This is a genomic window from Micromonospora sp. NPDC002411 (assembly GCF_053592955.1).
Genome location: NZ_JBSFBM010000075.1, coordinates 1 through 21,492 on the forward strand (window position 1 = coordinate 1; position 21,492 = coordinate 21,492).

Here is a 21,492-nt window from a genome sequence, read left to right on the forward strand (position 1 = left end):
GGGGGCAGCCGCCGAGTCCGTCCGAAGGCCGGGGCGGCCGTGAGGTGCGTCGGTGGCCGCGCGGTGCGTACAGTTTCGGGTCGGACTTGGGGCGAGCTGGGGTGACCCGGCACGGGATACGGGACGAGACGACGACGCATGACGGTGGACAACATTACCGAAAACGGTCAGAAGGGCCTTGACCGCGAACGCGGTCAGCAGGGCATTGACCGAGAACGGCTGGAGACCTGCCTCAGCGTCTTCGAGGCGTTGGAGGCGCTGCCCTCCGACCACCCGGACGTGGTGCGGGTGCAGCGGGCCACCGCCCGGCTCTACAAGGTGGTCAAGCAGCGGCGACGAGAGGAGCGGCGAGACGCCGTCCTCGCCGCCGACCGGGCGGTGACGGAGGCCACCGCCACCGGTGCTCCCGGGAGGATCGACGACGAGACCCAGGGCATCCCGCTCGCGTCATCGGTCGCGGGCGAGACGGCGGGCTTCCTGCACAACCCGCGCGGCTGCTACGTCTGCAAGCAGCGCTACCACCAGGTGGACGCCTTCTATCACCAGCTCTGCCCGTCCTGCGCGACGCTCAACCGGGAGCGCCGCGACGCCCGTACCGACCTGACCGGCCGGCGCGCGCTCCTCACCGGCGGCCGAGCGAAGATCGGCATGTACATCGCGTTGCGGCTGCTGCGCGACGGCGCCCACACGACGGTGACCACGCGGTTCCCGCACGATGCGGTACGCCGGTTCGCCGCGATGCCGGACAGCGCCGACTGGCTGCACCGCCTGCGCATCGTCGGGATCGACCTGCGTGACCCGGCGCAGGTGATCGCCCTCGCCGACTCGGTGAGCAGTCAGGGCCCTCTGGACATCCTGATCAACAACGCGGCACAGACCGTCCGCCGCTCCCCCGGGGCGTACGCGCAGCTGGTCGCCGCTGAGGCCGCGGCACTGCCGGACGGCCCACTGCCGGAGTTGATCACGTTCGCGAAGCCGGGTGGGCAAGACGCCCCGGCAGGCGCGCTCACCGCCGGGCTCACCCCGCACGCGCTCACCGCGTTGGCGCTGACCAGCGGTTCCGCCTCGCCGGAGCGGATCGCGGCGTCCACGGCAATCGACGCCGGGGGCCTCGTACCGGACCTCGACTCGGTCAACAGCTGGGTTCAGCGGGTGCAGGAGGTCGACCCGGTCGAGCTGCTCGAAGTGCAGCTGTGCAACGTGACCGCGCCGTTCGTGTTGGTCAGCAGGCTGCGCCCGGCGATGGCCGCCGCGTCGGCCCGCCGTAAGTACGTGGTGAACGTGTCGGCGATGGAGGGCCAGTTCGGCCGTGGCTACAAGGGGCCGGGGCACCCGCACACCAACATGGCCAAGGCCGCGTTGAACATGCTGACCCGTACCAGCGCCGAGGAGATGTTGACCGACGGCATCCTGATGACCAGCGTCGACACCGGCTGGATCACCGACGAACGGCCGCACCCGACCAAGATGCGCCTGGCCGACGAGGGCTTCCACGCCCCGCTGGACCTGGTCGACGGCGCCGCCCGGGTGTACGACCCGATCGTCCGTGGTGAGCAGGGCGAAGACCTGTACGGCTGTTTCCTGAAGGACTACGCGCCCTGCGCCTGGTGATCGCCCGCAACGACGGGTGACCGCCCGCAACGACGAGGAGAAGAAGAACATGTCAGACGACCGTGACGCGTGGCCGACGCTGGACGAGCTGCTGCGCGAGGAGAGCGAGCTGGAACTCGCGGGCCTGTCCGAGACGGACGCGTACGAGCTGGGGATGCTCGCCGTCGCCGCCGCGAGTGAGCAGCGACTGCCGGTGTCGATCGGGGTGTGGCGGGCGGGACGCCAGCTCTTCCACTGTGGCCTGCCGGGCTCGACGGCGGACAACGACGCGTGGCTGCGCCGCAAGGGGCGCGTGGTGATGCGCTTCGAGCACTCGTCGCTGTACATGGCCCGGTTGTGCCAGGACAAGCAGGTGACGCTGGCCGAACGGTACGGTCTGCCGGCCGAGCGGTACGCGGCGGCCGGGGGCGCGGTGCCGCTACGCGTCCGGGGCACCGGCGTGGTGGGTTGGGTCGGTGTCTCCGGGCTGCCGCAGCTCGACGACCACCGTTTCGTCGTCGACATCCTCCGCAAGCTTCCCCGCTGACGCGGCGGCCCCGGCGGCCCTCACACGAGGCCGCCGGGTTCGGTCGTCAACGCGCCCGTCGGTTGGCGCGCAGGGCGCCGAGGAGCACGCCGGGTCGGGCCAGCGAGCGCGGGTGTTCACGCATGGAGACGACCTCGTTGAACCGGCGTGCTGTTGCCACGTCCGTGACGGTCGCTTCGATGATCTGGCGGCTCGCCCAACTGGAGATCCGGTAGCCGCGCGGGTAGGGCCCGTCGACGTGGGGCAACGCCAGGTCGGCGGAGGTCGAGATCGACCAGGCGGCGTCGACGACGACCTGCTGCAACGCGAGGAAGTGACGCGCGGGCGTCCGCGGATCCGGGTTGGACCGAAGGTACGTCGACAGGCAGGCCGCGTGTAGAGCCGCCGACGTCATCCCCTGCCCGTACACCGGGTTGAATGACGCGACGGCGTCACCGACGCTGACCAGGCCAGCCGGGAACCGCTTCAGCGCGTGGAAGTCCCGTCGGCGGCTGTCGGCGTGGTGGTAGGTCTGGACGTCGCCCAGCATCTCCTGGTCGGCGACCTCGCCGAACTCCGGCGGGAACTGCTCGCGCAGGCGACGGACGAAGTCCTCCGGCGTACGCCCCGGTCGGTCGTTGCCGTAGCCGGCCATCATGGCCATCCACCGACCGTCCTCGATGGCGAAGAACGCGGCCCCGGCCACGTCCATCGCCATCCTCGGGGTGTGCAGCGCCAACACCACGGTCGTGGCCGGGGTGACCTCCGGGCGGCGGAACAGGGCTGTCGCGTAGTTCAGGTGCACTGTCATCCGCCGGGTGGCCGGCCGCTCCCAGCCGGCCTGCTCCAACCAGTCCGAGAGTCTGCTCGACCGACCCATGGCGTCCACCACGAGGTCACCGGTCTCCACGCCGGTGACCCCGGCGACCTCGCAGCGGACCCCGGTGACCGCCGCGCCGTCGAACACGAGACCTGTGGCGCGTGCGGTGATCGTCTTGACGTTGGGGAGCCGGAGCACCTGCTGGCGGATCAGCCCTTCCAGGAGCGGGCGGCTGCCGGCCAGGCTGTCGGCGTCGTCGGGGACGACGACCTTCGGGCGGCCGTCGAGGTAGTTGCGCCGCGCCTCGGGTGGCGCCTCGACCGCCCCGCGTGCCAGCGCCGCGTCGCGGAAGCCGGGAAACAGGCGCTCCAGCTGGAGGAAGCCGCCGGGCAGCAACGCGTGCAGCTGCGTCCCCTGGGGTACGCCGGGCCGCGCCCCGGCCACCTGCGGGTCGTCCCGGTCGATGATGACGACGCTGTCGGCATGGTCGGACAGCACCCGGGCGGCCAGCAGGCCGGCGACGCTGCCGCCGACCACGACGGCCCGACCCATCGTCGGGGAGGTCTGGTCAGGGGGTCGGACCGCGTTCAGCTCCGCGAAGACCCGGGATGGGGAGAGGGACATCGTGCTCTCCAAGGGATACGAGGTGTGGTGCCCTCCGTGCCGCCGGCGTTCGGTGGGCGGGCGGACCGGTGGACGGTCGTCCGGCGTGACGCCCGCCGATCGTCGCACAACCACCTGAAGGGCAACCGTCTGTGTCTGCCAGATGACCACGTGTCGGACGACGGGGTGGACACGACCGTCGTTCGGACGGCCGATTGGCGTGCGACGATGCCGACTGTCACGATCTCCGGCATGCCCGTTGCGCGTCGTACCCTCCTTCTCGCCGGCCTGGCCGCCGCGACCTCCGCCGTCACCGGTTGCGGCGACAACGGCGCTCCGGAATCCGGTGTGGCCGGGCCCGGTGACGCGGTGACCGCGACCGACGCCGCCGGCAACCGGGTGGGCTTCGGCGCGGCCGGGAAGACCACACCGCCGTCGGGTACGCCGAGCGCCGCGGCCTCCGCGAGCGGCGGTGCCGCGCCCGCCGGCCAGGCCCGCTATGCGCAGGAGGTGACGGCGCTGCTGCGGCGGCACCTGCCCGCCACGCCGCAGACCGTGCAGCACAAGGGCTTTCCCGGCGCGGTCGCCGTGGTCCTGGTCGACGGGAAGACGACTGTGCACACCGCGGTCGGGGAGGCGTTGCGCTACGGCGCCGGGCCCAAACTGCTGCCGGCGGGCCAGCGCGTCGAGATGCGCCCGGACTCCATCTTCGACCTCGCCTCGGTCACGAAGGTGTACACGGCCATCCTGCTGTTGCAACAGGTCGACAAAGGTCGGGTCGAGCTGGGCGCGCCGGTGCGCGACTACCTGCCCGGCTTCACCGGAGCCGGCACCGAGCGGATCACCGTCGAGATGCTGCTGACCCACACCAGCGGTCTCCCGGTCGGCGCGAAGGTCACCGGGCTTGCCGACAACACGGCCCGCTGGAACGCCGTGCTCACCACCGGGCTGGTCTCCGGCGCCGTGCCCGGCACCACGTTCCGCTATTCCAGCGTCGGGCTCATGGTCGCCGGCAAGATCGTCGAGAAGGTCACCGGCCAGCGGCTCGACCAGGCGCTCAAGAGCAACCTCACCGGCCCGCTCGGCCTACGCGACACCGGCTTCAACCCGAACACCTGGCTGTCGGGCAGCGCGAAGGCCAGCCGGCTCGTCGCCACCGACGCCCGCTCGTCCCGGGGTCTGCTCCGGGGCACCGTCCACGACGATGTCGCCAACCACCTCGGCGGCGTGGCCGGTCACGCCGGCATCTTCGCCACCGCCGGCGACCTGGCCGTCATCGGGCAGATGCTCCTCAACGGCGGCACCCACCAGGGCAGGAAGATCCTCTCCGCGACGACGGTGCGTCGGATGCTCACCAACCAGAACTCCGGGAAACCAGCGATCGACCCGGAGCGGCCGAACCGGACCGCCGCCCACGGACTCGGGGTCGTGCTCAACCAGAGTTGGTTCATGGGCCGGCTCGCCTCCGCCCGGACCTTCGGCCACACCGGTTTCGCCGGCCCGTCACTCCTGGTCGACCCGGCCCGGAAGCTCGTCCTCGCGCTGCTCACCAACCGCGCGCACCCCAACTGGAGTTGGTCGAATCCCGATCCGGTCCGCGCCTCTCTCGGCGACCTGCTCGCGAAAGAGGTCAACTGATCGACGACCGTCAGGTGTAGACCGCCGCGCCGCACCCTGACACGATACTTGCGCTATCAGTGCAGATACTTCGTCGCTCAGGGTGGAGGACCGATGCACGTGTCTCGCCGGAGACTGCTCTCCGTACTGGCCGGGGGCGCCCTCGCGGTCGGCTTGTCCGTCGCTCCCGTCCCACGGGCCGCCGACGCCGCCACCACACCGACGTACCGCCCGGTGATCTTCGTGCACGGCAGCGCCGGGTCGGCGACGCAGTTCCAGTCCCAGGCCAAGCGTCTCGCCAGCAACGGCTACCCGATCGACGTCATTGAGGCCCACGAGTACGACTCACCGAACATCGCCACGATCCTGCCCCAGGTGTACGCGGGGCTCGACGCACGGATCACCCGTCTGTTGGCGACGACCGGCGCGGACCGGGTCGACCTGCTCGCGCATTCCCTCGGCACCTTCGTCATGCAGGGCTATCTGAACAGTTCACCGGCACGCGCCGCCCGCGTCGCCCACTACGTCAACCTGGACGGGCGCCCCGCCGCCTCCCTGCCCGGTGGTGTGCCCACCCTCGCCATCTGGGGTGAGGGCGACCCGGCCCGCGCCGTCGTCGGCGCGACGAACGTGCACCTCCCCGACCAGTCCCACACGCAGACCGTGTCCTCGCCGGAGTCGTTCGGCGAGATCTTCCGGTTCCTCCAGGGTCGGGCGCCGCACACGACACGGATCACGCCCCAGCTCTTCGGCACCGCCCTGGTCTCCGGTCGCGCGGTGCTCTTCCCGAGCAACGCCGGCGTCACCGACGCGACTGTCGAGGTCTACCCGGTCAGCTCCCTGACCGGCGGTCGGTTGTCGCACCGGCCCACGCACCGGTTGGCACTGAGTGGCGACGGCTCGTTCGGTCCCGTCCCGGTACTCGCCGCGGCCCGCTACGAGTTCGCGATCGTGCGCTCCGGCGCACCGACGCACCACTTCTACTTCCAGCCGTTCCTTCGCTCGGACTCGTTCGTACGCCTCGCGACGAGCGTGCCCGGCGAAGGGCTCGGCGCGCTGGTGGACACCAGCGACCGGCACACGGCGCTGACGATCCAACGCCAAAAGGAATGGTGGGGCGACCAGGGCGAAGCCGGCGACCACCTCTGGATCAACGGCACTGACGTCCTGAACGCGGCGAACGCGCCACGGGCCAAGCGGACGATTGCGATCTTCGCGTTCGACGACGGCAGCGACGGCGTGAGCGACCTGACCGCTCCCCTGCCGGAGTTCTTCAGCCAGACCTTCATCACCGGCATGGACCTGTTCATCCCGGCGGCACCGGCGCACCTCGGCCTCGTACGGATCACCGTGGGTCAACGCGGCGGCGGACACGACGTGATCAACGCGCCGAACTGGCGGTCGAGCGCCCATCGCGTGTCGGTCAACGTCGACGACTTCTGACCCGGTCCGACGGGCAGCCCGGCTGCCTCAACCCGCGACGGTGGCCGGGGTCCGCTCGCGCTCGCGTCGCCCGACCGCGAAGCTGACCACTCCCAGGGCCAGGCCGACGACCGCCAGGACGATGCCCACCCGGGCCGGTGCGAGGTAGCCGAGGCCGGCGGCGATGGCGACGCTGCCCAGGGCCGCACCCAGGCTGTTCGCGATGTTCATGGCCGACTGGTTGAGCGCCGCGCCCATCAGCTGTGCTCCGGGTGCGACGGTGATCAGGCGCGCCTGGAGGACGGGCCCGAGGTAGAGGCTGGTCGCGCCGACCAGGAACGCGCCGACGAACAGGCCGACCGGGCTCGACGCGACGAGGCTGAACGTCGTGATGCTCACGATCATCGCGACGAAACCGATGACCATGCTGCGCCGGAGGTCACGGTCCGCCAACCAACCACCCAGGGCGTTGCCGACGGTCATGCCGAGACCCACCGCCACCAGCGCCCAGGGCACCGTCGCGGCCGAGAGACCGGTGACGTCGGTGGTGACTGGTGCGATGTAGGTGTTCACAGCGAAGAACCCGGCGAAGCCGATCGCGCCGGTCGCGGCGACCAACCAGACCTGCGACGTCCGCAGCGCCCGCAACTCGGCGGCCGGCGAGCCGTCGACCGCCGCGGCGACCTCCGGGACGACCGCCAGGACCGCCAGCAGGGTGAGCACGAAGACGCCGGCGATGACCAGGTACGCGAGGCGCCAGCCGGCCGCCTGCCCGAGCCGCGTGATGAGGGGTACGCCGACCACGTTGCTCACGGTCAGACCGCTGAGCACGATGGCGAAGCCGCGGGCCTCGTTGCCGGGGCCCATCAGGGTGGCCGCGAGCAGGCCCGCCGCGCCGAAGTACGCGCCGTGCGGCAACGCCGCCGCGAACCGGGCCACCATCACCAGGTCGAAGGTGGGGGCGATCGCGGACGCGACGGTGCCGACGGCGAAGAGCGCGAGCAGTCCGAGTACGAGCTTCTTGCGTGGCAGGCGTGCGCTCAGCGCGGCGATCAGGGGTGCGCCCACGACAACGCCGAGCGCGTACGCGGTGATCATCCAGCCGGCGCGGGCGACCGCGTTCGACGACGACTGGGCGTACTCCTGCGGGAGCAGACCGCGCGCGATGTCGGGCAGCAGGCCCATCGCCACGAACTCGGTCAGACCGATCGCCACACCACCGAGTGCCAACGCGACAAGCGCCGCCACCTGTCGTCCTCTGCTCATCCCGATCACCGAGAAAATTTAGCAACAGCGTTGCGTAATAGAGTGGCGAGATGACTCGCATCACTGCCGACGTCACGTTCCTGCGCGGCTACAACCAGGCGCGGGTCATGGCGCTGGGGCGTACCGGGCGGACGTTCGAGCGGTCGACGGTGGTCGAGGCGACCGGGCTGACGCCGCAGGCGGTCTCCAAGGTCATCGCCCGTCTGACCGGCGACGGCCTGATCCGTCCCGTCGGTGTCCGTCGTGCGGGCATCGGCAAGCCTGCCGTCGTCTACGAACTCGTCCCCGACAGCCGGTACGCGATCGGGGCCCACGTGGCCCGGCGCACACTGCGGCTGGTCCTGGTCGACCTGGCCGGTGCCGTGCGCCACTCGGCGGTGAGTCCGCTGCCGGACGACTTCACCCCCGAACAGCTTCTCGACGCCCTGGCGTCCGGCGTCGATGCGATGACCAACAGCGGCGGCGTGCGGGGCAAACTCGCCGGCGTGGGCATCGGCATGATCGGCCCGTTGGACCACGCCAACGGCCTGGTCCGGGGTGCCCACGGCCTGCGGCACTGGCACGACGTACCGCTGCGCGAGATCGCCGAGAAGCACCTCGACCTGCCCGTCCACCTCGACAAGGACGTCACCGCGGGGATCACGGCCGAGGCCTGGCGGCACGGCGCGACGTTCGGCGACGCGGCCCTCATCATGATCGAGTCGGGTATCGGCGGCGGCTTCTGGCTGGGCGGCACCGCCCACCGGGGCGCGCACACCAACGCTGGCGAATTCGGCCACACTGTCGTCGACCTGGACGGCCCCCGCTGTGTCTGCGGCCGCCACGGGTGCCTGGAGATCGTGCACAACCACGCCGCCGACACCGGAGACATCGCCCGCGCCGCTCGCGTCGTGGCGGTGGGCGTGGTCAACCTGCTCCAGACCCTCGACCTGGCCCACGTCGTGCTGGCCGGCGCGGACCTCCTTCGGCATCCGCAGACCTATCTCACAGCGGTGACCGGGGCCGTCCGGGCCGACGCGCGACGCGCGGACTGGCTCACCACGACGGTGACCCTGTCCAGCCTCGGCGCGGACGCCATCGCCGCGGGCGCCGCCATGCAGGTCCTCGACCAGCACTACGGCGTGCCGGCGCTGGCCCCGATCTGAGCGCCGCCGGACCGTGCGGGCGCGGCCACCGACACCGGTCGGCGGCGCCCAGGCGTGCCGCGCCGTCGAACCGCTACGCCACCAGTGCGGCGGATTCCACGTGGGTGCATCCGCTGGCCGGGCTCTCGCTGAGGGCGATGACCGCGTCGAGCCGGTCCCGCGCGCTGCGGAGTTGGCTGATCTGCTCGTCGATGCGGGCACGTTCGGCGCGCAGCAGCGCCCGGGACTCCGGCGTGTTGACCTTCGCGTCGACGCAGGGCAGCAGGTCCAGGATCGTGCGGCTGGACAGGCCGGCCGCGTACAACGTCTGGATGAGCTGTACCCGCTCGACAGCGCTGTCGCCGTAGTGACGCTGCCCGCCACTGCTGCGTGCGGCAGTCAGCAGGCCCTGCTCCTCGTAGTAGCGCAGGGCGCGCACCGACACCCCGGCAGCCGTGGCGAGTTCGCCGATGCGCATGGATCCTCCCCCGGCCGGTGACGCCTGCCACACGACCTTGTCCCTCACGTTCACGTCAGGTTTCAGCGTAGCGCGCGTACCGCTCGTCTTTGAAACTCCTCAGGAGGCTTGAAGCCGGCCGGATCGAGGTCCTTGCCGACGAGTGGAGCGCACACGTCAAGGCGTCCCTCGCCAACGATCCGAGCGCCTTCTACGCCCCAACCGGGCGATAGTCGTCAGGGCATGTGCGGGCGTCGCCCACGACGTCGTGCTCACTGGCAGACGTGCCACTCACCATTTTCCTTCACCAGCCTCATGCCCTGCGTGAACTGCGCTCCCGTGGTTTCCTGGACCGCCTGGACGGTGGCCGTCGCGGTAACCCGCCCGTTGTAGTTGCTGACGTTCACACCGACGATCTCGTAGCTGCTGATCTTCAGCTGGGCGGCCTGGATCCGGGCGAACTCCTCCAGCGTCATCGTTTCGCGCACCTCGTCGCACAGCCGCCCATACGCGCCCGGGTAGTTGCCAGCCTGAACGTCGTCGAGGAACGCCACCGTCGCCGCCCGGGCCGGCTCCACGGCCTCCTTGACACTGCGGTAGAACCAGAAACCTCCGCAGGCACCGACCGCGCAGCACACCACGAGCACCGCGGCGACGACGATCAGGACGGTACGAGTGGTCCGGTTCGGCTTCTGGCGGGCAACCATCATGGGCTCGTACGTCATGGCCCGGAGGGTAGGCACGGCGGGCAACCGTCGTACTCCCGCCGGACGCCTGCCGGTTCAGTCGGTGGAGGCGGTAGGCCCCGGCGTCGGCGAGCCGTCCGCGACCGCGCCCGGGCGCGGCGTCTCGGGCGGTCCCGGCCGAGGACCAGCGGGTACGGGCAGAGCACTGCCCTTGACGAACTGCTCCCAACTGGTGTTCCAGGCCGTCCAGCCGTTGCCCGCCTCCAGCCGGACCTCGGTGCCGGTGAAGGTGACCAGATCACCGACCTGGGTGACCTTCATCAGCCAGTCGGCGTTGGCCGGCGAGACGTTCGTGCAGCCGTGCGACACGTTGCGGTGTCCCTGATCCGACACGGACCAGGGCGCTCCGTGGATGAACTCACCGCCCCAGGTGAGGCGTTGCGCGTCCGCGACGTTCACCACGTAGCCGCCGTTCGGCTCGCCGCGGGTGTCGAAGGTGGTGCGCTGGTGCTTCTCCATGATCACCATCTTGCCGCTGGAGGTCGGGGTGCTCGGCTTGCCCAGGCTGACCGGGATCCTGCGGATCACCTTGCCGTCGCGCAGCACGCGCATCTGCTTGGTGGCGTTGTCGACCTCGAGTGCCACCTGACGTCCGATCCGGAACGTCGCGGTGCGGTCGGCGTCTCCGACGAGGTTCTCGCCGATCGGCAGACCCTCCAGAGCGGCGCGGACGCTGATCGTGGTGCCCGGTCGCCAGAAGTCGGGGGCGCGGTAGTAGACCTGACTGCCGTCGTCCAGCCAGGACCAGACCCCGGGCTGCGGTGGGTTCGTCGTGACGAACAGCCGACGCTGCACGTCGGCGCGGGCCGCCCTGGCGACGGGCGGATCGAAGCCGATGGTCACCGGCATGGCCGTGCCGTACGTCCGGCCGTCGGCGACGTACAGCGTGCTGGTCACCTGCGGCTTCGTCGACGTCGGCATCGTGGTGAAGGTCGTCGTACGGGTGGTGGTCCGGCCGGCGTCGCCGACGGCGATCACCTCGACGGTGTAGGTGCTCCGCGGTCGCAACGCAACGGTGGGCACCCAGGCCGAGCTGTCCTCCCGTCGTTCCGCCCTGACCAGCATGCCCTTGTCGTCGGCGATGCGTACGACGACGACCTTTCCTCCGGTGACCTGTGCGGTGACCTCGGCGCTGACCGGCACGTCGCGGGATCGGTCGGCGGGCGTCAGAGTCAACTCCGGCGCCGGCACCTCCCGCTCCGCGAGCCGCACGGGGGCCTTGCGCTCGGTGGTGCATCCACCGAGGACCAGCGGTGTGGCCACGACGGACACCACCACCAGCGCCATCCGTCGCCACAACCCCATCGAACGCCCCCGGCTCTCGTGTTTCCGTGGCCGCAATTCTTCCCCGCCGGGAGGCGATATCGCGCCGTTTCCGGCAATCACGAAGAAAGGTCGGAAACGCTTTCGTCGACGCGTCGACCGCGACCAGTGCTCTCTTTGCTGTCGGTCGGCCATACCGTTCTCAGGCCGTGGGCGGTGGCGTAGAGCAGGTACGGCCGCAACTCAGGGGCGTATGCCAGGGCGCGACGCAGCGCGTACAGATGAGCTGACCTCGCCGCCAGGAACGGTTGGGCGGCGAGCAGGCCCCGGAGATCCCCGAACCGCCAATCCACACCCAGCAGCTTCCTTGCCCGTGCCAGCAGCTGAACTGCGTCGATCGGAATCCCGCCCACATAGACGTCGGCGGTTGGCGGCAGGTCCGGCGCCGGGTCGGCTGCCAGGGCGAAGCCGGAACGCAGCCACACCTCGAACGCCGGGGCGGCACCATCGAGGTCGACGTCGCCGAAAGCGCCCAGGTCGGCCCAGAACACAGGGCCGCCGCTGCCGTCGCACCTGAGCAAGAACCCCCGATCGCCTTCTTGGCCGATCATGAGGTAGCCCGTGAGCCACTCGCCGACTTCGTAGGTCGTGTTGCGCTCCAGCACGGATTCCCGGCAGTACACGACCACTCCATCGGCGACGACGTCGTCGGTGACCGAGGCCAACCATCGCTGGTAGGTGGCGTCCGTCCGGGATATGAGCTGCTCGACCATCTCCACCGCCGGCTCCTACCTGTCGTCACCAGGCGCGGACACGCCTGCCCCAGTTGACCCCGACCCGGCACCCCGCAAGCCAACACCGTAGCCCCACCCGCACCGCGGGAGGCATCATCAAGACCTTGGCCCCCGTCCACCACGTGAGGGGCCACGTGAGGAGTCCGGGTCAGGCCGGCGACCGGCAGTCACGAACGCCGCGCGACGCTGCCCCGCGCGAGGCAGTCGCCCGCCTGAGAGTGGAGTATCCACACCGCCCTCGATTACAGTTTTTCGAAGAAAATCAGGGAAATGAGATTGATACGACAGCGCGACCACTCCGCACAGCGGAGCGAGCAATCGCAGAGCGATATTTAAGGGAGACTTAATCGTCTCAGTTGGAATGGAGCAGGGGGTCGACTCGTACTCTTCGTTCTCGGAAGAAAGGTGACCCCTCTTGTTCAATGTGCGATCCACTCCCAGGCTCCGCCGTTCCGTGACCGCCCTGCTGTTGGTGAGCGTGGCGTTCGCCGGCGGTTGCAAGGACATTCCGGGAACACCCGGCGCGTCGAGCCCCTCCAGCGACACCGGCATCGGCTCCTCCGGCCCGCAGACGCCAACGTCCGCCGCTCCCGGCGACGCGTCGGCCACGCCGGGCGCTCCGAGCACCTCGGCCACCCCGTCCGCCTCCGGTAAGCCGGCGACCCCGTCGACCAGCACCGCCCCGCCCACCGCCTCCGGTGGTTGGATCACCATCGACGCCGCCGGGCAGGCCGCCGCGACGAAGGCCTTCTTCGCGCGCAAGCCCAAGGCGGTGACCGGCAACCCGGTCAAGGTGCCCGAGTTCAACGTCGGCTGCAAGGTCAGCCACCACAACAGCGACGACCCGATCGTGCTGCCCAAGCTGGTCGGCGGCTCCCACAACCACACGTTCTGGGGCAACAAGTCGACCGACGCCAACTCGACCGCCGAGTCGTTGCGGGCGTCGAAGGCGACCACCTGCAACTCGCCGGACGACCAGTCCGCCTACTGGGTGCCGACCATGTACCAGAACGGCAAGGTCGTCGACCCGACGGAGGTGACCGTCTACTACGGATCCCGCCTGAAGGACCCGAGCAAGACCCAGCCCTTCCCGTTCGGCCTACGCATGATCACCGGCGACGCGAAGAACCAGGTCGACACCCCGGACAAGCAGGGCAACCACTTCTGGTGCGCCGGCATCGGCGGCGAGATCGGCCGCAGCGCGGACAAGACGTTCCCGGTCTGCGCCAAGACCGCGAACATCGTCCGCCAGATCACCTTCCCGGACTGCTGGGACGGCAAGCATCTGGACAGCCCGAACCACAAGGCCCACATGGCCAACGGCGACCACACCGGGGCGTGCCCGAAGAGCCACCCGGTGCCGGTCCCCTCGGTGTCCTTCGTGATCTCGTACCCGCTGAGCGCGAACACCGACGGCATCACCCTCGCGTCCGGCACCTCGTTCTCCATGCACGCGGACTTCTTCAACGCGTGGAAGGACGAGGCGCTCGCCGCACGGGTGCGCAACTGCCTCGACCAGGGCGTGAAGTGCAACTCGGCCGGCAACTTCTGAGCTGACCGGTCCTGCGAGGTCTCCGGTGGACGGTTCGGCTTCCAGGCCGAACCCGATGCCGGAGGCCTCGCACCGTTCGAGGTGCCTACCTACTTGCGCAGCAGGTTGAGGAACTCCGCGGCTGCCGGGAACGCCCGATCCTGGGCAAACTCCCCGATGTAGACGACGGCCTCCTCGTCCTGGCCGTAGGAGTAGCCGTCCAGGGCAGGGCCGACCACGAGGATGGTGCCGCCCCGCCGCCAGGCCGCGTACCGCCAGGAGTAGCTACCGATGGCGAGGTACCTGCCCTCGGTCCGGACGTCACACTCCGGTGGGCCGAGCCGCTCGGCGAACCGGTCGATCGCCGCGTCGAGGTACGCCTCGAACTCCACGCGCCCGGCGCCCCGCTCACTCGTCCAGCCGGGTTGCGAACCCCAGAAGTCGTCCGGCCACAACTCTCCGCCCACCACGTAGTAGTGGACGAAGGGCAGGTAGAGGCCGTAGTCGGTGTACACGGCGTGGCCGGCCGGGGTGACGAAGCGCGCCTCGTCGGTCGGCACCCCGTCGGTGGACCAGTCGAGGGTCCGCATCGCCCGGCTGGTGGCGGCCGGCTCGTGCCAGGGCAGGTCGGCAAGCCCGATGAGCTGATCGGCCAACTCCGCGCCGATGGGGCACGAGGCGACGTGGTCCTCGGTGTCCGTCTCGTCCCCGCCATGCCCCGACTGATGATCTTCCGACATGACCGGGGATTCTTCCGACGCTGGCACCGGCGCGCAAGCACGGGCCGTGACGAGACTGCCGCGTACGTCTGCTCGACTACGACGCCGGGGTGGTTCGGGTTGGTGTCCGCACCCGTGCGTTCGGATGTGGCGCGGGCCGTCGAAGACGATGGAGAGTGTGCGGGCTTCACCTCCTCGTCGAGATCCGTGTGCGCGGCGGCGCGGGAGGTGGTGACCAGCAAGGCGTAGACCTCGGGTAGTTCGACGTCGTCACGGACGGCACCGGCACTGTTGGCATCAGACAAGGCGCTGGATGCGGACCTTCGGCCGCTCGTTCCTGAGGTGGCCGTGCTTGTGCTGGCGGACCTGCTCGTCCCAGACCGCCTGGTCGTAGTCCGGGTCCGGCGGGATCCACTTGTGCGAGCCGTCGCTGTAGTGGAACTTCTCATCACCGGGTCGCAGGATGCTCATCGGGTCCAGCCGAGAAAGCGGTGATGCAGGTGGCCAGCGGGGACGTGGGCCAGGTCCTGAGTGGCGGCGACGAGATGGGCGGCCAGGTAGAGGGCCAGCGACACCGGGGCTCCTTCGTACTCGGCTCGCAACTCCCGGCGCCGGGTCTGGCAAGGCCACTCCCCCGCGCACCCGCCGCACGTCCAGGCCGGCTTGACCGGATGGTGCGCCGTCACTCCGGGCCGTCCTGGCTGGGCCACTGGCCGCAGTTGATCGGACGGCCCCGCCAGGACGCCACCCGCCGCTCGACCCGCACCAGCTCAACGCCGCCCACGAAGCCACCGCCGATCCGGCACCGCCCGCGTGGTCTCCTCCACCGGTATTCGATCCGCCTCCGCCTCGGCAAGAAGCCGCCGCTTGGCCGCTTCCCGCTCGGCCGCCTGGATTTGCTCGCCCCGCCCTGCCGTTGGCTCGCCACCCTTGCCCGGCATTGCCACCTCCGTCACCGAAACGCGGCTGCGCCCTCCGCCATCGCAGGTTCACAATGACGTCAGAGCGTCACCGGCTGCGACGGCACAAAATGCGACAGAGAGGCCACATTGGTGACGACATTTAGGCGACATAGCGCTATCGTGGCGGTCATGGCCGCCCCCAACATCGCGTTGCGCGCTGTCCGTACCGGAATGCGCATGAGCCAAGACGACTTTGCTCGCGCGCTCCAGGCTGCCGGCCACCGCGTCGGCGAACCCAACGACGCCAACAAGAGACTCGTCCAACGATGGGAGTCGGGCGCGATCACCGCGCCGCGCCCCGTCTACGCCCGCGCGCTGGAGGTCGTCACCGGCCTACCCATCTCGCTACTGGGCTTCGCTGCGGTGCCCGGCGAACACGTCATTGACGACGAACGGGGTGGCCACGACCTGACCTCTCCCCTGTCCAGCCTGGCCACGCCGACACTAACGGCCAAGCCCGCCACGGTCCACGGGTCGTACGAAGGTGTTTGGCTCAGCCGCTATCAGTACTACTCCAGCGGCCGGGGGGACTCCTTCGCCGGGCAACACTTCGTCGTGATGCTTCAGCATGGCGACAGGCTGACCGTGCGCAGCCTGCCCGGCTCGGCGGCCTCGTCGCTCTCGATGGATCTGACCGTGGACGGTGCCGTTGTCACAGGCACGTGGGTGGAGCAGACCGATCCCGCCGGCTACTACCGGGGCGCCCGGTATCACGGCGCGATCCAGCTCCTGGCCGAGCCCACGGGTCGCCGGATGGCCGGAAAGTGGGTCGGATTCGGCAAGGACATGGACGTAAACACCGGCCCGTGGGAGCTTGTCTTCCAAGACGCTTCAACGTCCAAGGCAACGCTCGATCGCTACAACACGTCGGTGACGTGACGCACGTACGGGCGCTGTCGGAACAGCCGGAGTCGGCTCTCGTGTCGCGGGCCGTGCCCCCGGACGGGCACGACACGTCAAATATGGTGGAGCACACTCGGGCAGAAGGACGGTCTTCCGTTGACCCTGGTACGCGGCAAGCTGGGATTCACCGATCCCAGGTCGTTCAGCCTCATCGGCTATCGGCACGGCGGCCACGGGTACGCGTTGTTCCGTGGATTCCCCTCCCCCGCGGAGATCGAGGATAGTCACAGCGACAGCGAGTTCCGGGTGCTCGACATCTGCTTCAGGAACATCGAGCGGATCTCTTGCTGGGCCGGTGGAGGGCCGATCCATCTGCGACACCCCACGGACGACGAAAGGGACGCCATCCAGGCAAGGATCGGACCGACCCGCAACACGAACATCTACCTGTTGAAGCCGGACTCGATCGAGGACTACGTCGTAGCCAGCGCGGTCTACTGGGCGGAGTACCATCTCGCCCTTACTGCGCCGAGTCCTCTTGTCGCCGAGGACAAGGCAGGCCAGGGTACCCATTCGCCGATCGAGCGGCCTGTGCAGTTCGTCGATCAGCCATGGACTCCGTACTCCCTGTCCAACAGCACCGACGCGAAGACCGTCTAGCCGGTCGATACGACGGCGGTGGCCGGTCACCCAGAGGGCAACCGGCCGCCGTCGCATCGATCGGTCAGAGCTTCGCCGCGCCCGCCTCGGTGGCCTCCTGCACCGCCGAGGTACGGCGGATCTCGGCGCGCTGGTCGCCGGCGTCCTCCCGATCGGCAGCGGCCATCCGCGCCGCCCGGTTGGTGGTCGCCGCCGCCTGGTCACCGGTCACGCCACCACGGATCCGGTTGTTGGCGGCCACCTGGGCGACCGGGTCGTTGCCCGTCACCGTCAACTGACCGTTGATGATGTTGTCGTCCACCGTGACACCACCGGTGGTGCTGGTGATGCTGACGTCGGCACCCCAGTAGCCACCGGAGGCGCAGCTGTCGAGCCCACCGTTCGGGCCGATTTGCACGCCGCCCAGGTTGCCGGCGAATGTGGCCTTGCCGCGCACCGCGCTGCCGCACACCACGCTGCCGGTGGCGCTGTTGAGCACCGACAGCGTGCCGTCGACGAACGAGTCGTGCAGGTCGGTGTAGTAGGTGCCGGTGCTGCTGAGGTTGCGCTCCACCTGGGTGCCCCGGTCGAGCCGGACCTCACCGGCCCCGACCGTGACGTTGCCGGCGACAGTCGACTCCTCCGCGAACAGGAAGCTGTCGATGGTCGCGCTGCCCTTCGGCCGCACGGTCACCGTGCCGGTCCGGGCGTCCTTCAGGAAGATGCCGTACCCACCGGCGGCGAGCACCACCTGGCCGTCGACCGTGGTCTCCGTGGCGTCGAGGTAGCCGTCCGCGGAAACGCGTACCTCACCACTGATCCGGCCGCCGGTCACCACCAGGTTGCCGCCGGCGGCGACGGTGACGTTGCCGGTGATCGTGGTGCCGGTCAGCGCGCAGGACTCGCCGGCCGGCACGTACAGGTCGTTAGGCACGGTCACCGCTCCGCCGGTGCCGATGCAGTGGGTGACCAGGTCGGCGTGGGCGGTGGGGGCCACGGTCAGCACCGAGGCGGCGACGACGGCGGTCACTGTGGCCAGCTTGGCGACGGTACGTCCGGGCATCGTGGTACTCCCTGTCGAGAAGATTCGAGGACTCATGCGCCGACGTCCGATCGGGCCGCGGCCCGGACGATGGCGCCCTGCTGTCGCCGGTCGAGCGTTCCGCCGGTCACCAACGCGAGGGTGACCGCCTCGACGTGCCGGACGAAGTCGGCGTGGCCGGGGTAGTCGGCGTGTTCGTCGATCAGATCGTTGATGGTGCAGCCGTTGCCGGTGTCGACGTTGCGGACACCGGTGTCGTCACCGTCGATGACCACCGTCGCCCGGGTGTCGGACTCCGGGCAGGCGTCGGTGCCGTCGGCGACCACTGTGAACGTCGTCGACTGCTCGGCGGACGCGTTCCCCGCCTTGTCCGTCGCCCGCACACGCACCGTGTGCGCGCCGGTGGCGCGAACGGTGACCGGAGCGGAGTACCCGGTCCAGGCGCCGGTGTCCAGCGCGTACTCGACTGTCGCCACGCCCGACTCGGCGTCGGTGGCAGTGACGGTCACCGTCGCGCCGCCGACGTACGCGCCGTCGTCGTTCCGGTCGCCGGCCACCGTGGCGGTGACGGTGGGTGGCGTGGTGTCCTCGGCCTGCGGCTCGACGACCGTGAAGTGGGACATCTGCTCGGCCGACGTGTTACCGGCGACGTCGGTGGCCCGGTAGTGCAGCATGTGCATCCCGACCGCGGTCACGACGACCGGGCTCGTGTACGCGGTGAAGGCGGCCCCGTCCAACGAGTACTCGATGGTGGCGACACCGGACCCGGCGTCGGTCGCGGTCAGCGTGGCGGTGGCCGTACCGACGTAGTTGCCGTCGCCGTCGCGGTCGCCGGCCAGCGCGGCCTTCACCTCCGGCGGAGTGGTGTCCTCCTCCCCCGGCTCGACGATCCGGAACGACACCGACCCGACGGCGCTGGTGTTGCCGGCCTGGTCGGTAGCCCGGAACTGCACCGAGTGGTCGCCGATCGCGGTCACCCGCACCGGCTCGGTGTACGGATGGAAGCTCGTGTCGTCGACCTGGTACTCGACGGTCTCCACACCCGAGTCGGCGTCGGTGGCCGTGACTGTCACCGTGGCCGCGCCGAGGTAGTTGCCGTCCGGGTCCTGGTCACCTGCCACGGTGGCGGCCACCGTCGGCGGTGTGGTGTCGCCACCCCCTCCGCCCTCGGTGACGACCAGTTCGCCGACCATCTGGCTGTGGCCGGGGATCGAGCAGAAGTACCGGTACCGGCCCGGGGTGAGGGTCACTGTCGCCTGGTGGCGGCCGTTGTTGGCGTCGAACGGACTGGCCAGGATGTTCAGCGTGACGTCGTGGTTGTAGCCCTCGGTGCTGGTATCGAAGGTCAGCGTGTGCGGCATCCCGATGGTGTTGCCGGTGGCCTCGCTGTTCTCCCAGATGATCGTGGTCTCGCCGGCCACCGCTTGGGCGGGTGCGGACTTGTAGCGGGTGATGTCGCCGTCGGCGGTCCAGGTCAGCACCTGTGCCGCGGCTCGGGAGGCGGCGGAGGCCGGCGTCGCCGCCCACGGGGTCACCGTGAGCAGGAGCGCCGCCAGCACTGCCGTTATTCGTCGGGGCATCGTCTCTCCTAGAGTTCCCGTACGCGGACGTTGCGGAACTCGGCCAGGTCGTTGTCACCGTGGTTCTGCAGACCGATGAAGCCGCGCAGGAACTGCCGCAGATCGGTCGGCGGGTCGCCGGCACGCGACGACTGCTTGCCGGGTGTGTTGTCGAACTCGTTGATCACCACGCCGTTGCGGATCATCGTGTAGTGCTGCCCGACGACGCGGATCTCGTAGTCGTTCCACTCGTTCTTCGGCGTCACGCCGGCCTGGGCGAGCGGCACCGGGTCGAAGTTGTAGACCGAGCCGGTCTTCTGCGGCTCACCGGTGTCGCCGTCGTAGATCTGGATCTCGTGTCCGCAGTAGATCGCCATCCACGCGGTCGAGGTCCGGGCCGAGCCGACGGTGCCGCAACTGCCCGGTGGGCGCTGCTCCAGAGGGGTTCGCAGGTCCGGGAACCGGATGAAGACGCCGGTGTTGGCCCGGCCGGTGCCCGGTGCGATGTCCTTGAACTGGAGCCGCAGCGAGAAGTCGCCGAGTTCCTTGGTGTGCCAGAGCATGCCCAGACCTCCGCTGGGCCGCAGCGAACCGTCCGGCTGGATCGCGAACGATCCGGTCGGCGCCTGCTGCCAACCGCGCAGCGAATCGGCGGTGCCGTCGTAGAGCGGCTCGTACCCGGTGTGCCCGTCCCGGCCAATCTCCGACGCGGCGGCCAGGCGGGTCAGGGTGCCGGCCTCCCGGGCGCTGAGCAGGTCGTCGTCCTGCAACGCCTGGGCCACCGCCTTGACGTGCCGGACGAAACCGTCGTGGTCGGCCCAGGTGCTCTCGTCGTCGATCAGGTCGTTGGCCGTGCAGCCCTGCCCGACCGTGCGACTGGGCACGCCGGTGTCGCTGTCACCGAGCCAGACGTTCTGCCGGTCGTCCGGCACCGTGCAGCCCACCGTGACGGTGCTCTGCACCGTCGCCGTCTCACCGTCGGCGTACGTGACGGTCAGCTTCGCGGTGTAGGTGCCGACAGTGGCGTACGTGTGTCGGGGGTTCGCCTCGGTCGACGTGGCACCGTCGCCGAACTCCCACCGGTGGCTGACACCGCCGGAGCGTGCGCCGTCGAAGGCGATGGTCAGGGGCTTGTTCTGCACGGCGACAGAGTTCGCCGCCGGTACGGGGGTGGGTGCGCCACCGGTGTAGGTGATCCGGATCAGCTTCTGGTTGGGGTGCAGGCTGAAGAACCCGCCGCCGTAGTCCAGCAGGTAGAGCGCGCCGTCCGGGCCGAACTTGGCGTCCATCCAGCTCTGTAGGCGCGCGTCGCCGTTGCCGCCCGGGATGATGGTCCGCAGCGACTCGGCGTACACCGGTGGGGCCGCCTGCGGCACACCGGCCGGGTCGACCGTCACCGCGACCCGGTTGGCGGCGTTCGACTGGTCGCCGATGAACCACTTGCCGTCCCAGTGCTCCGGCCACGCCACGCCGCTGTCGGTGTCGACGAGGTCGCGGTGGTACGTCGGGCCGGACATGATGGCCTGGCCGCCGCCGCGCAGGTACGGCTGGGTGTAGGTGGCGTCGGCCGCGACGTAGGTCGGGAGGCCGCTGCCGTCGGTGCGCTTCGGGAAGACCGGGCCGCCGCCGTCGGGTGAATACCAGATCATGTTGTCCCGGGCGGCCGGGATGTCCACCAGTCCGGTGTTGCGGGGCGACTCGTTCTTCAGGTTGTCGCAGTCGTACCAGCCGGTCAGCACCGTGGCGTCGGTGTTGCTGCGGTCCCGGTACGGCTGCCGGTTGCCCATGCAGTACGGCCAGCCCTGGTTGCCGGCGGAGGTGATGATGGTGGCCGTCTCGTACTTGGCCGGGCCCAGGGTGGGGCTGGGCGACGAGGCGTCCGGGTGCCGATCGCGCCGACCACCTCGGTCCAGTCGTGCTCGCTCATCGCTGCGCTCCGGGCTGCTCGGCCGAGTCGGGCACTGTCAGC

Annotated in this window: 20 protein-coding genes and 1 pseudogene; 8 read left to right on the plus strand and 13 right to left on the minus strand. The window is 70.0% G+C overall.

Annotated elements, in window-relative coordinates:
• Positions 1 to 138: 138 nt before the first annotated feature.
• Together ACWCO3_RS11940 and ACWCO3_RS11945 are read left to right on the plus strand one after the other, a co-directional pair.
• A complete protein-coding gene (locus tag ACWCO3_RS11940; RefSeq protein WP_358166662.1) occupies positions 139 to 1,611 on the plus strand; it encodes an SDR family NAD(P)-dependent oxidoreductase in 1,473 nt (490 codons plus the stop codon).
• 49 nt (positions 1,612 to 1,660) lie between these two features.
• On the plus strand, positions 1,661 to 2,137 hold the full coding sequence (locus ACWCO3_RS11945) for a heme-degrading domain-containing protein (protein ID WP_145782946.1): 477 nt from the start codon (positions 1,661 to 1,663) through the stop codon (positions 2,135 to 2,137).
• 46 nt (positions 2,138 to 2,183) lie between these two features.
• Here ACWCO3_RS11945 and ACWCO3_RS11950 read toward each other — a convergent pair whose 3' ends face one another.
• Positions 2,184 to 3,560 carry an FAD-dependent oxidoreductase gene (locus ACWCO3_RS11950; RefSeq protein WP_145782948.1) on the minus strand — a complete coding sequence of 459 codons (1,377 nt, stop codon included), beginning with the start codon at positions 3,558 to 3,560 and terminating at the stop codon, positions 2,184 to 2,186.
• A gap of 231 nt (positions 3,561 to 3,791) precedes the next feature.
• On the opposite strand from ACWCO3_RS11950, the gene ACWCO3_RS11955 reads away from it, so the two are divergent.
• Both ACWCO3_RS11955 and ACWCO3_RS11960 read left to right on the plus strand, forming a co-directional pair.
• Positions 3,792 to 5,177, plus strand: a complete 1,386-nt coding sequence (locus ACWCO3_RS11955; RefSeq protein WP_450009827.1) for a serine hydrolase domain-containing protein — start codon at positions 3,792 to 3,794, stop codon at positions 5,175 to 5,177.
• A 93-nt stretch (positions 5,178 to 5,270) separates the two neighbouring features.
• On the plus strand, positions 5,271 to 6,599 hold the full coding sequence (locus ACWCO3_RS11960; RefSeq protein WP_450009829.1) for an alpha/beta hydrolase: 1,329 nt from the start codon (positions 5,271 to 5,273) through the stop codon (positions 6,597 to 6,599).
• 27 nt (positions 6,600 to 6,626) lie between these two features.
• On the opposite strand, the gene ACWCO3_RS11965 is transcribed toward ACWCO3_RS11960, so the two are convergent.
• The gene (locus ACWCO3_RS11965; protein WP_358166653.1) at positions 6,627 to 7,844 is read right to left on the minus strand and encodes an MFS transporter; all 1,218 of its coding nucleotides are present in this window, start codon (positions 7,842 to 7,844) and stop codon (positions 6,627 to 6,629) included.
• 50 nt (positions 7,845 to 7,894) lie between these two features.
• On the opposite strand from ACWCO3_RS11965, the gene ACWCO3_RS11970 reads away from it, so the two are divergent.
• Complete coding sequence (locus tag ACWCO3_RS11970; protein WP_450009831.1) at positions 7,895 to 8,989, plus strand: ROK family protein; 1,095 nt, start codon at positions 7,895 to 7,897, stop codon at positions 8,987 to 8,989.
• Positions 8,990 to 9,062: 73 nt separating this feature from the next.
• On the opposite strand, the gene ACWCO3_RS11975 is transcribed toward ACWCO3_RS11970, so the two are convergent.
• The 4 genes from ACWCO3_RS11975 to ACWCO3_RS11990 all read right to left on the minus strand — a co-directional run bounded on the left by ACWCO3_RS11975 (position 9,063) and on the right by ACWCO3_RS11990 (position 12,213).
• Complete coding sequence (locus tag ACWCO3_RS11975; RefSeq protein ID WP_145782956.1) at positions 9,063 to 9,446, minus strand: MerR family transcriptional regulator; 384 nt, start codon at positions 9,444 to 9,446, stop codon at positions 9,063 to 9,065.
• A 251-nt stretch (positions 9,447 to 9,697) separates the two neighbouring features.
• Positions 9,698 to 10,150, minus strand: a complete 453-nt coding sequence (locus ACWCO3_RS11980; protein WP_145782958.1) for an Rv0361 family membrane protein — start codon at positions 10,148 to 10,150, stop codon at positions 9,698 to 9,700.
• Between the two features lie 57 nt (positions 10,151 to 10,207).
• On the minus strand, positions 10,208 to 11,476 hold the full coding sequence (locus ACWCO3_RS11985; protein ID WP_450009834.1) for an Ig-like domain-containing protein: 1,269 nt from the start codon (positions 11,474 to 11,476) through the stop codon (positions 10,208 to 10,210).
• 77 nt (positions 11,477 to 11,553) lie between these two features.
• Complete coding sequence (locus tag ACWCO3_RS11990; protein ID WP_450009836.1) at positions 11,554 to 12,213, minus strand: hypothetical protein; 660 nt, start codon at positions 12,211 to 12,213, stop codon at positions 11,554 to 11,556.
• A 469-nt stretch (positions 12,214 to 12,682) separates the two neighbouring features.
• Here ACWCO3_RS11990 and ACWCO3_RS11995 point away from each other — a divergent pair, with 469 nt between their 5' ends.
• Positions 12,683 to 13,780, plus strand: a complete 1,098-nt coding sequence (locus ACWCO3_RS11995) for a DUF1996 domain-containing protein (RefSeq protein WP_145782963.1) — start codon at positions 12,683 to 12,685, stop codon at positions 13,778 to 13,780.
• Positions 13,781 to 13,869: 89 nt separating this feature from the next.
• Here the strand turns inward: ACWCO3_RS11995 and ACWCO3_RS12000 are convergent, their stop codons facing one another.
• The 4 genes and pseudogenes from ACWCO3_RS12000 to ACWCO3_RS12015 form a co-directional block, all read right to left on the minus strand.
• Complete coding sequence (locus ACWCO3_RS12000) at positions 13,870 to 14,499, minus strand: hypothetical protein (RefSeq protein ID WP_357933089.1); 630 nt, start codon at positions 14,497 to 14,499, stop codon at positions 13,870 to 13,872.
• Positions 14,500 to 14,726: 227 nt separating this feature from the next.
• Positions 14,727 to 14,783, minus strand: a pseudogene (locus ACWCO3_RS12005) (hypothetical protein); the annotation flags it as partial.
• Positions 14,776 to 14,949, minus strand: a complete 174-nt coding sequence (locus tag ACWCO3_RS12010) for a hypothetical protein (RefSeq protein ID WP_167393670.1) — start codon at positions 14,947 to 14,949, stop codon at positions 14,776 to 14,778. The pseudogene ACWCO3_RS12005 and the gene ACWCO3_RS12010, both read right to left, overlap by 8 nt.
• Complete coding sequence (locus tag ACWCO3_RS12015; protein ID WP_357933092.1) at positions 14,946 to 15,164, minus strand: flavin reductase; 219 nt, start codon at positions 15,162 to 15,164, stop codon at positions 14,946 to 14,948. The genes ACWCO3_RS12010 and ACWCO3_RS12015 overlap by 4 nt, the downstream gene beginning before the upstream one ends.
• A 405-nt stretch (positions 15,165 to 15,569) precedes the next feature.
• On the opposite strand from ACWCO3_RS12015, the gene ACWCO3_RS12020 reads away from it, so the two are divergent.
• Complete coding sequence (locus ACWCO3_RS12020; RefSeq protein ID WP_358054052.1) at positions 15,570 to 16,319, plus strand: helix-turn-helix domain-containing protein; 750 nt, start codon at positions 15,570 to 15,572, stop codon at positions 16,317 to 16,319.
• Positions 16,320 to 16,439: 120 nt separating this feature from the next.
• Positions 16,440 to 16,943, plus strand: a complete 504-nt coding sequence (locus ACWCO3_RS12025) for a hypothetical protein (RefSeq protein ID WP_357933098.1) — start codon at positions 16,440 to 16,442, stop codon at positions 16,941 to 16,943.
• Positions 16,944 to 17,007: 64 nt separating this feature from the next.
• Here ACWCO3_RS12025 and ACWCO3_RS12030 read toward each other — a convergent pair whose 3' ends face one another.
• The 3 genes from ACWCO3_RS12030 to ACWCO3_RS12040 form a co-directional block, all read right to left on the minus strand.
• A complete protein-coding gene (locus tag ACWCO3_RS12030) occupies positions 17,008 to 17,985 on the minus strand; it encodes a hypothetical protein (RefSeq protein WP_450009841.1) in 978 nt (325 codons plus the stop codon).
• Positions 17,986 to 18,017: 32 nt separating this feature from the next.
• Positions 18,018 to 19,325: an OmpL47-type beta-barrel domain-containing protein gene (locus ACWCO3_RS12035; protein WP_450009845.1), complete on the minus strand. Its 1,308-nt coding sequence runs from the start codon at positions 19,323 to 19,325 to the stop codon at positions 18,018 to 18,020.
• 227 nt (positions 19,326 to 19,552) lie between these two features.
• Entirely contained in the window at positions 19,553 to 21,310 is a 1,758-nt protein-coding gene (locus ACWCO3_RS12040; protein WP_450009843.1) for a family 16 glycoside hydrolase, read from the minus strand.
• Positions 21,311 to 21,492 lie beyond the last annotated feature (182 nt).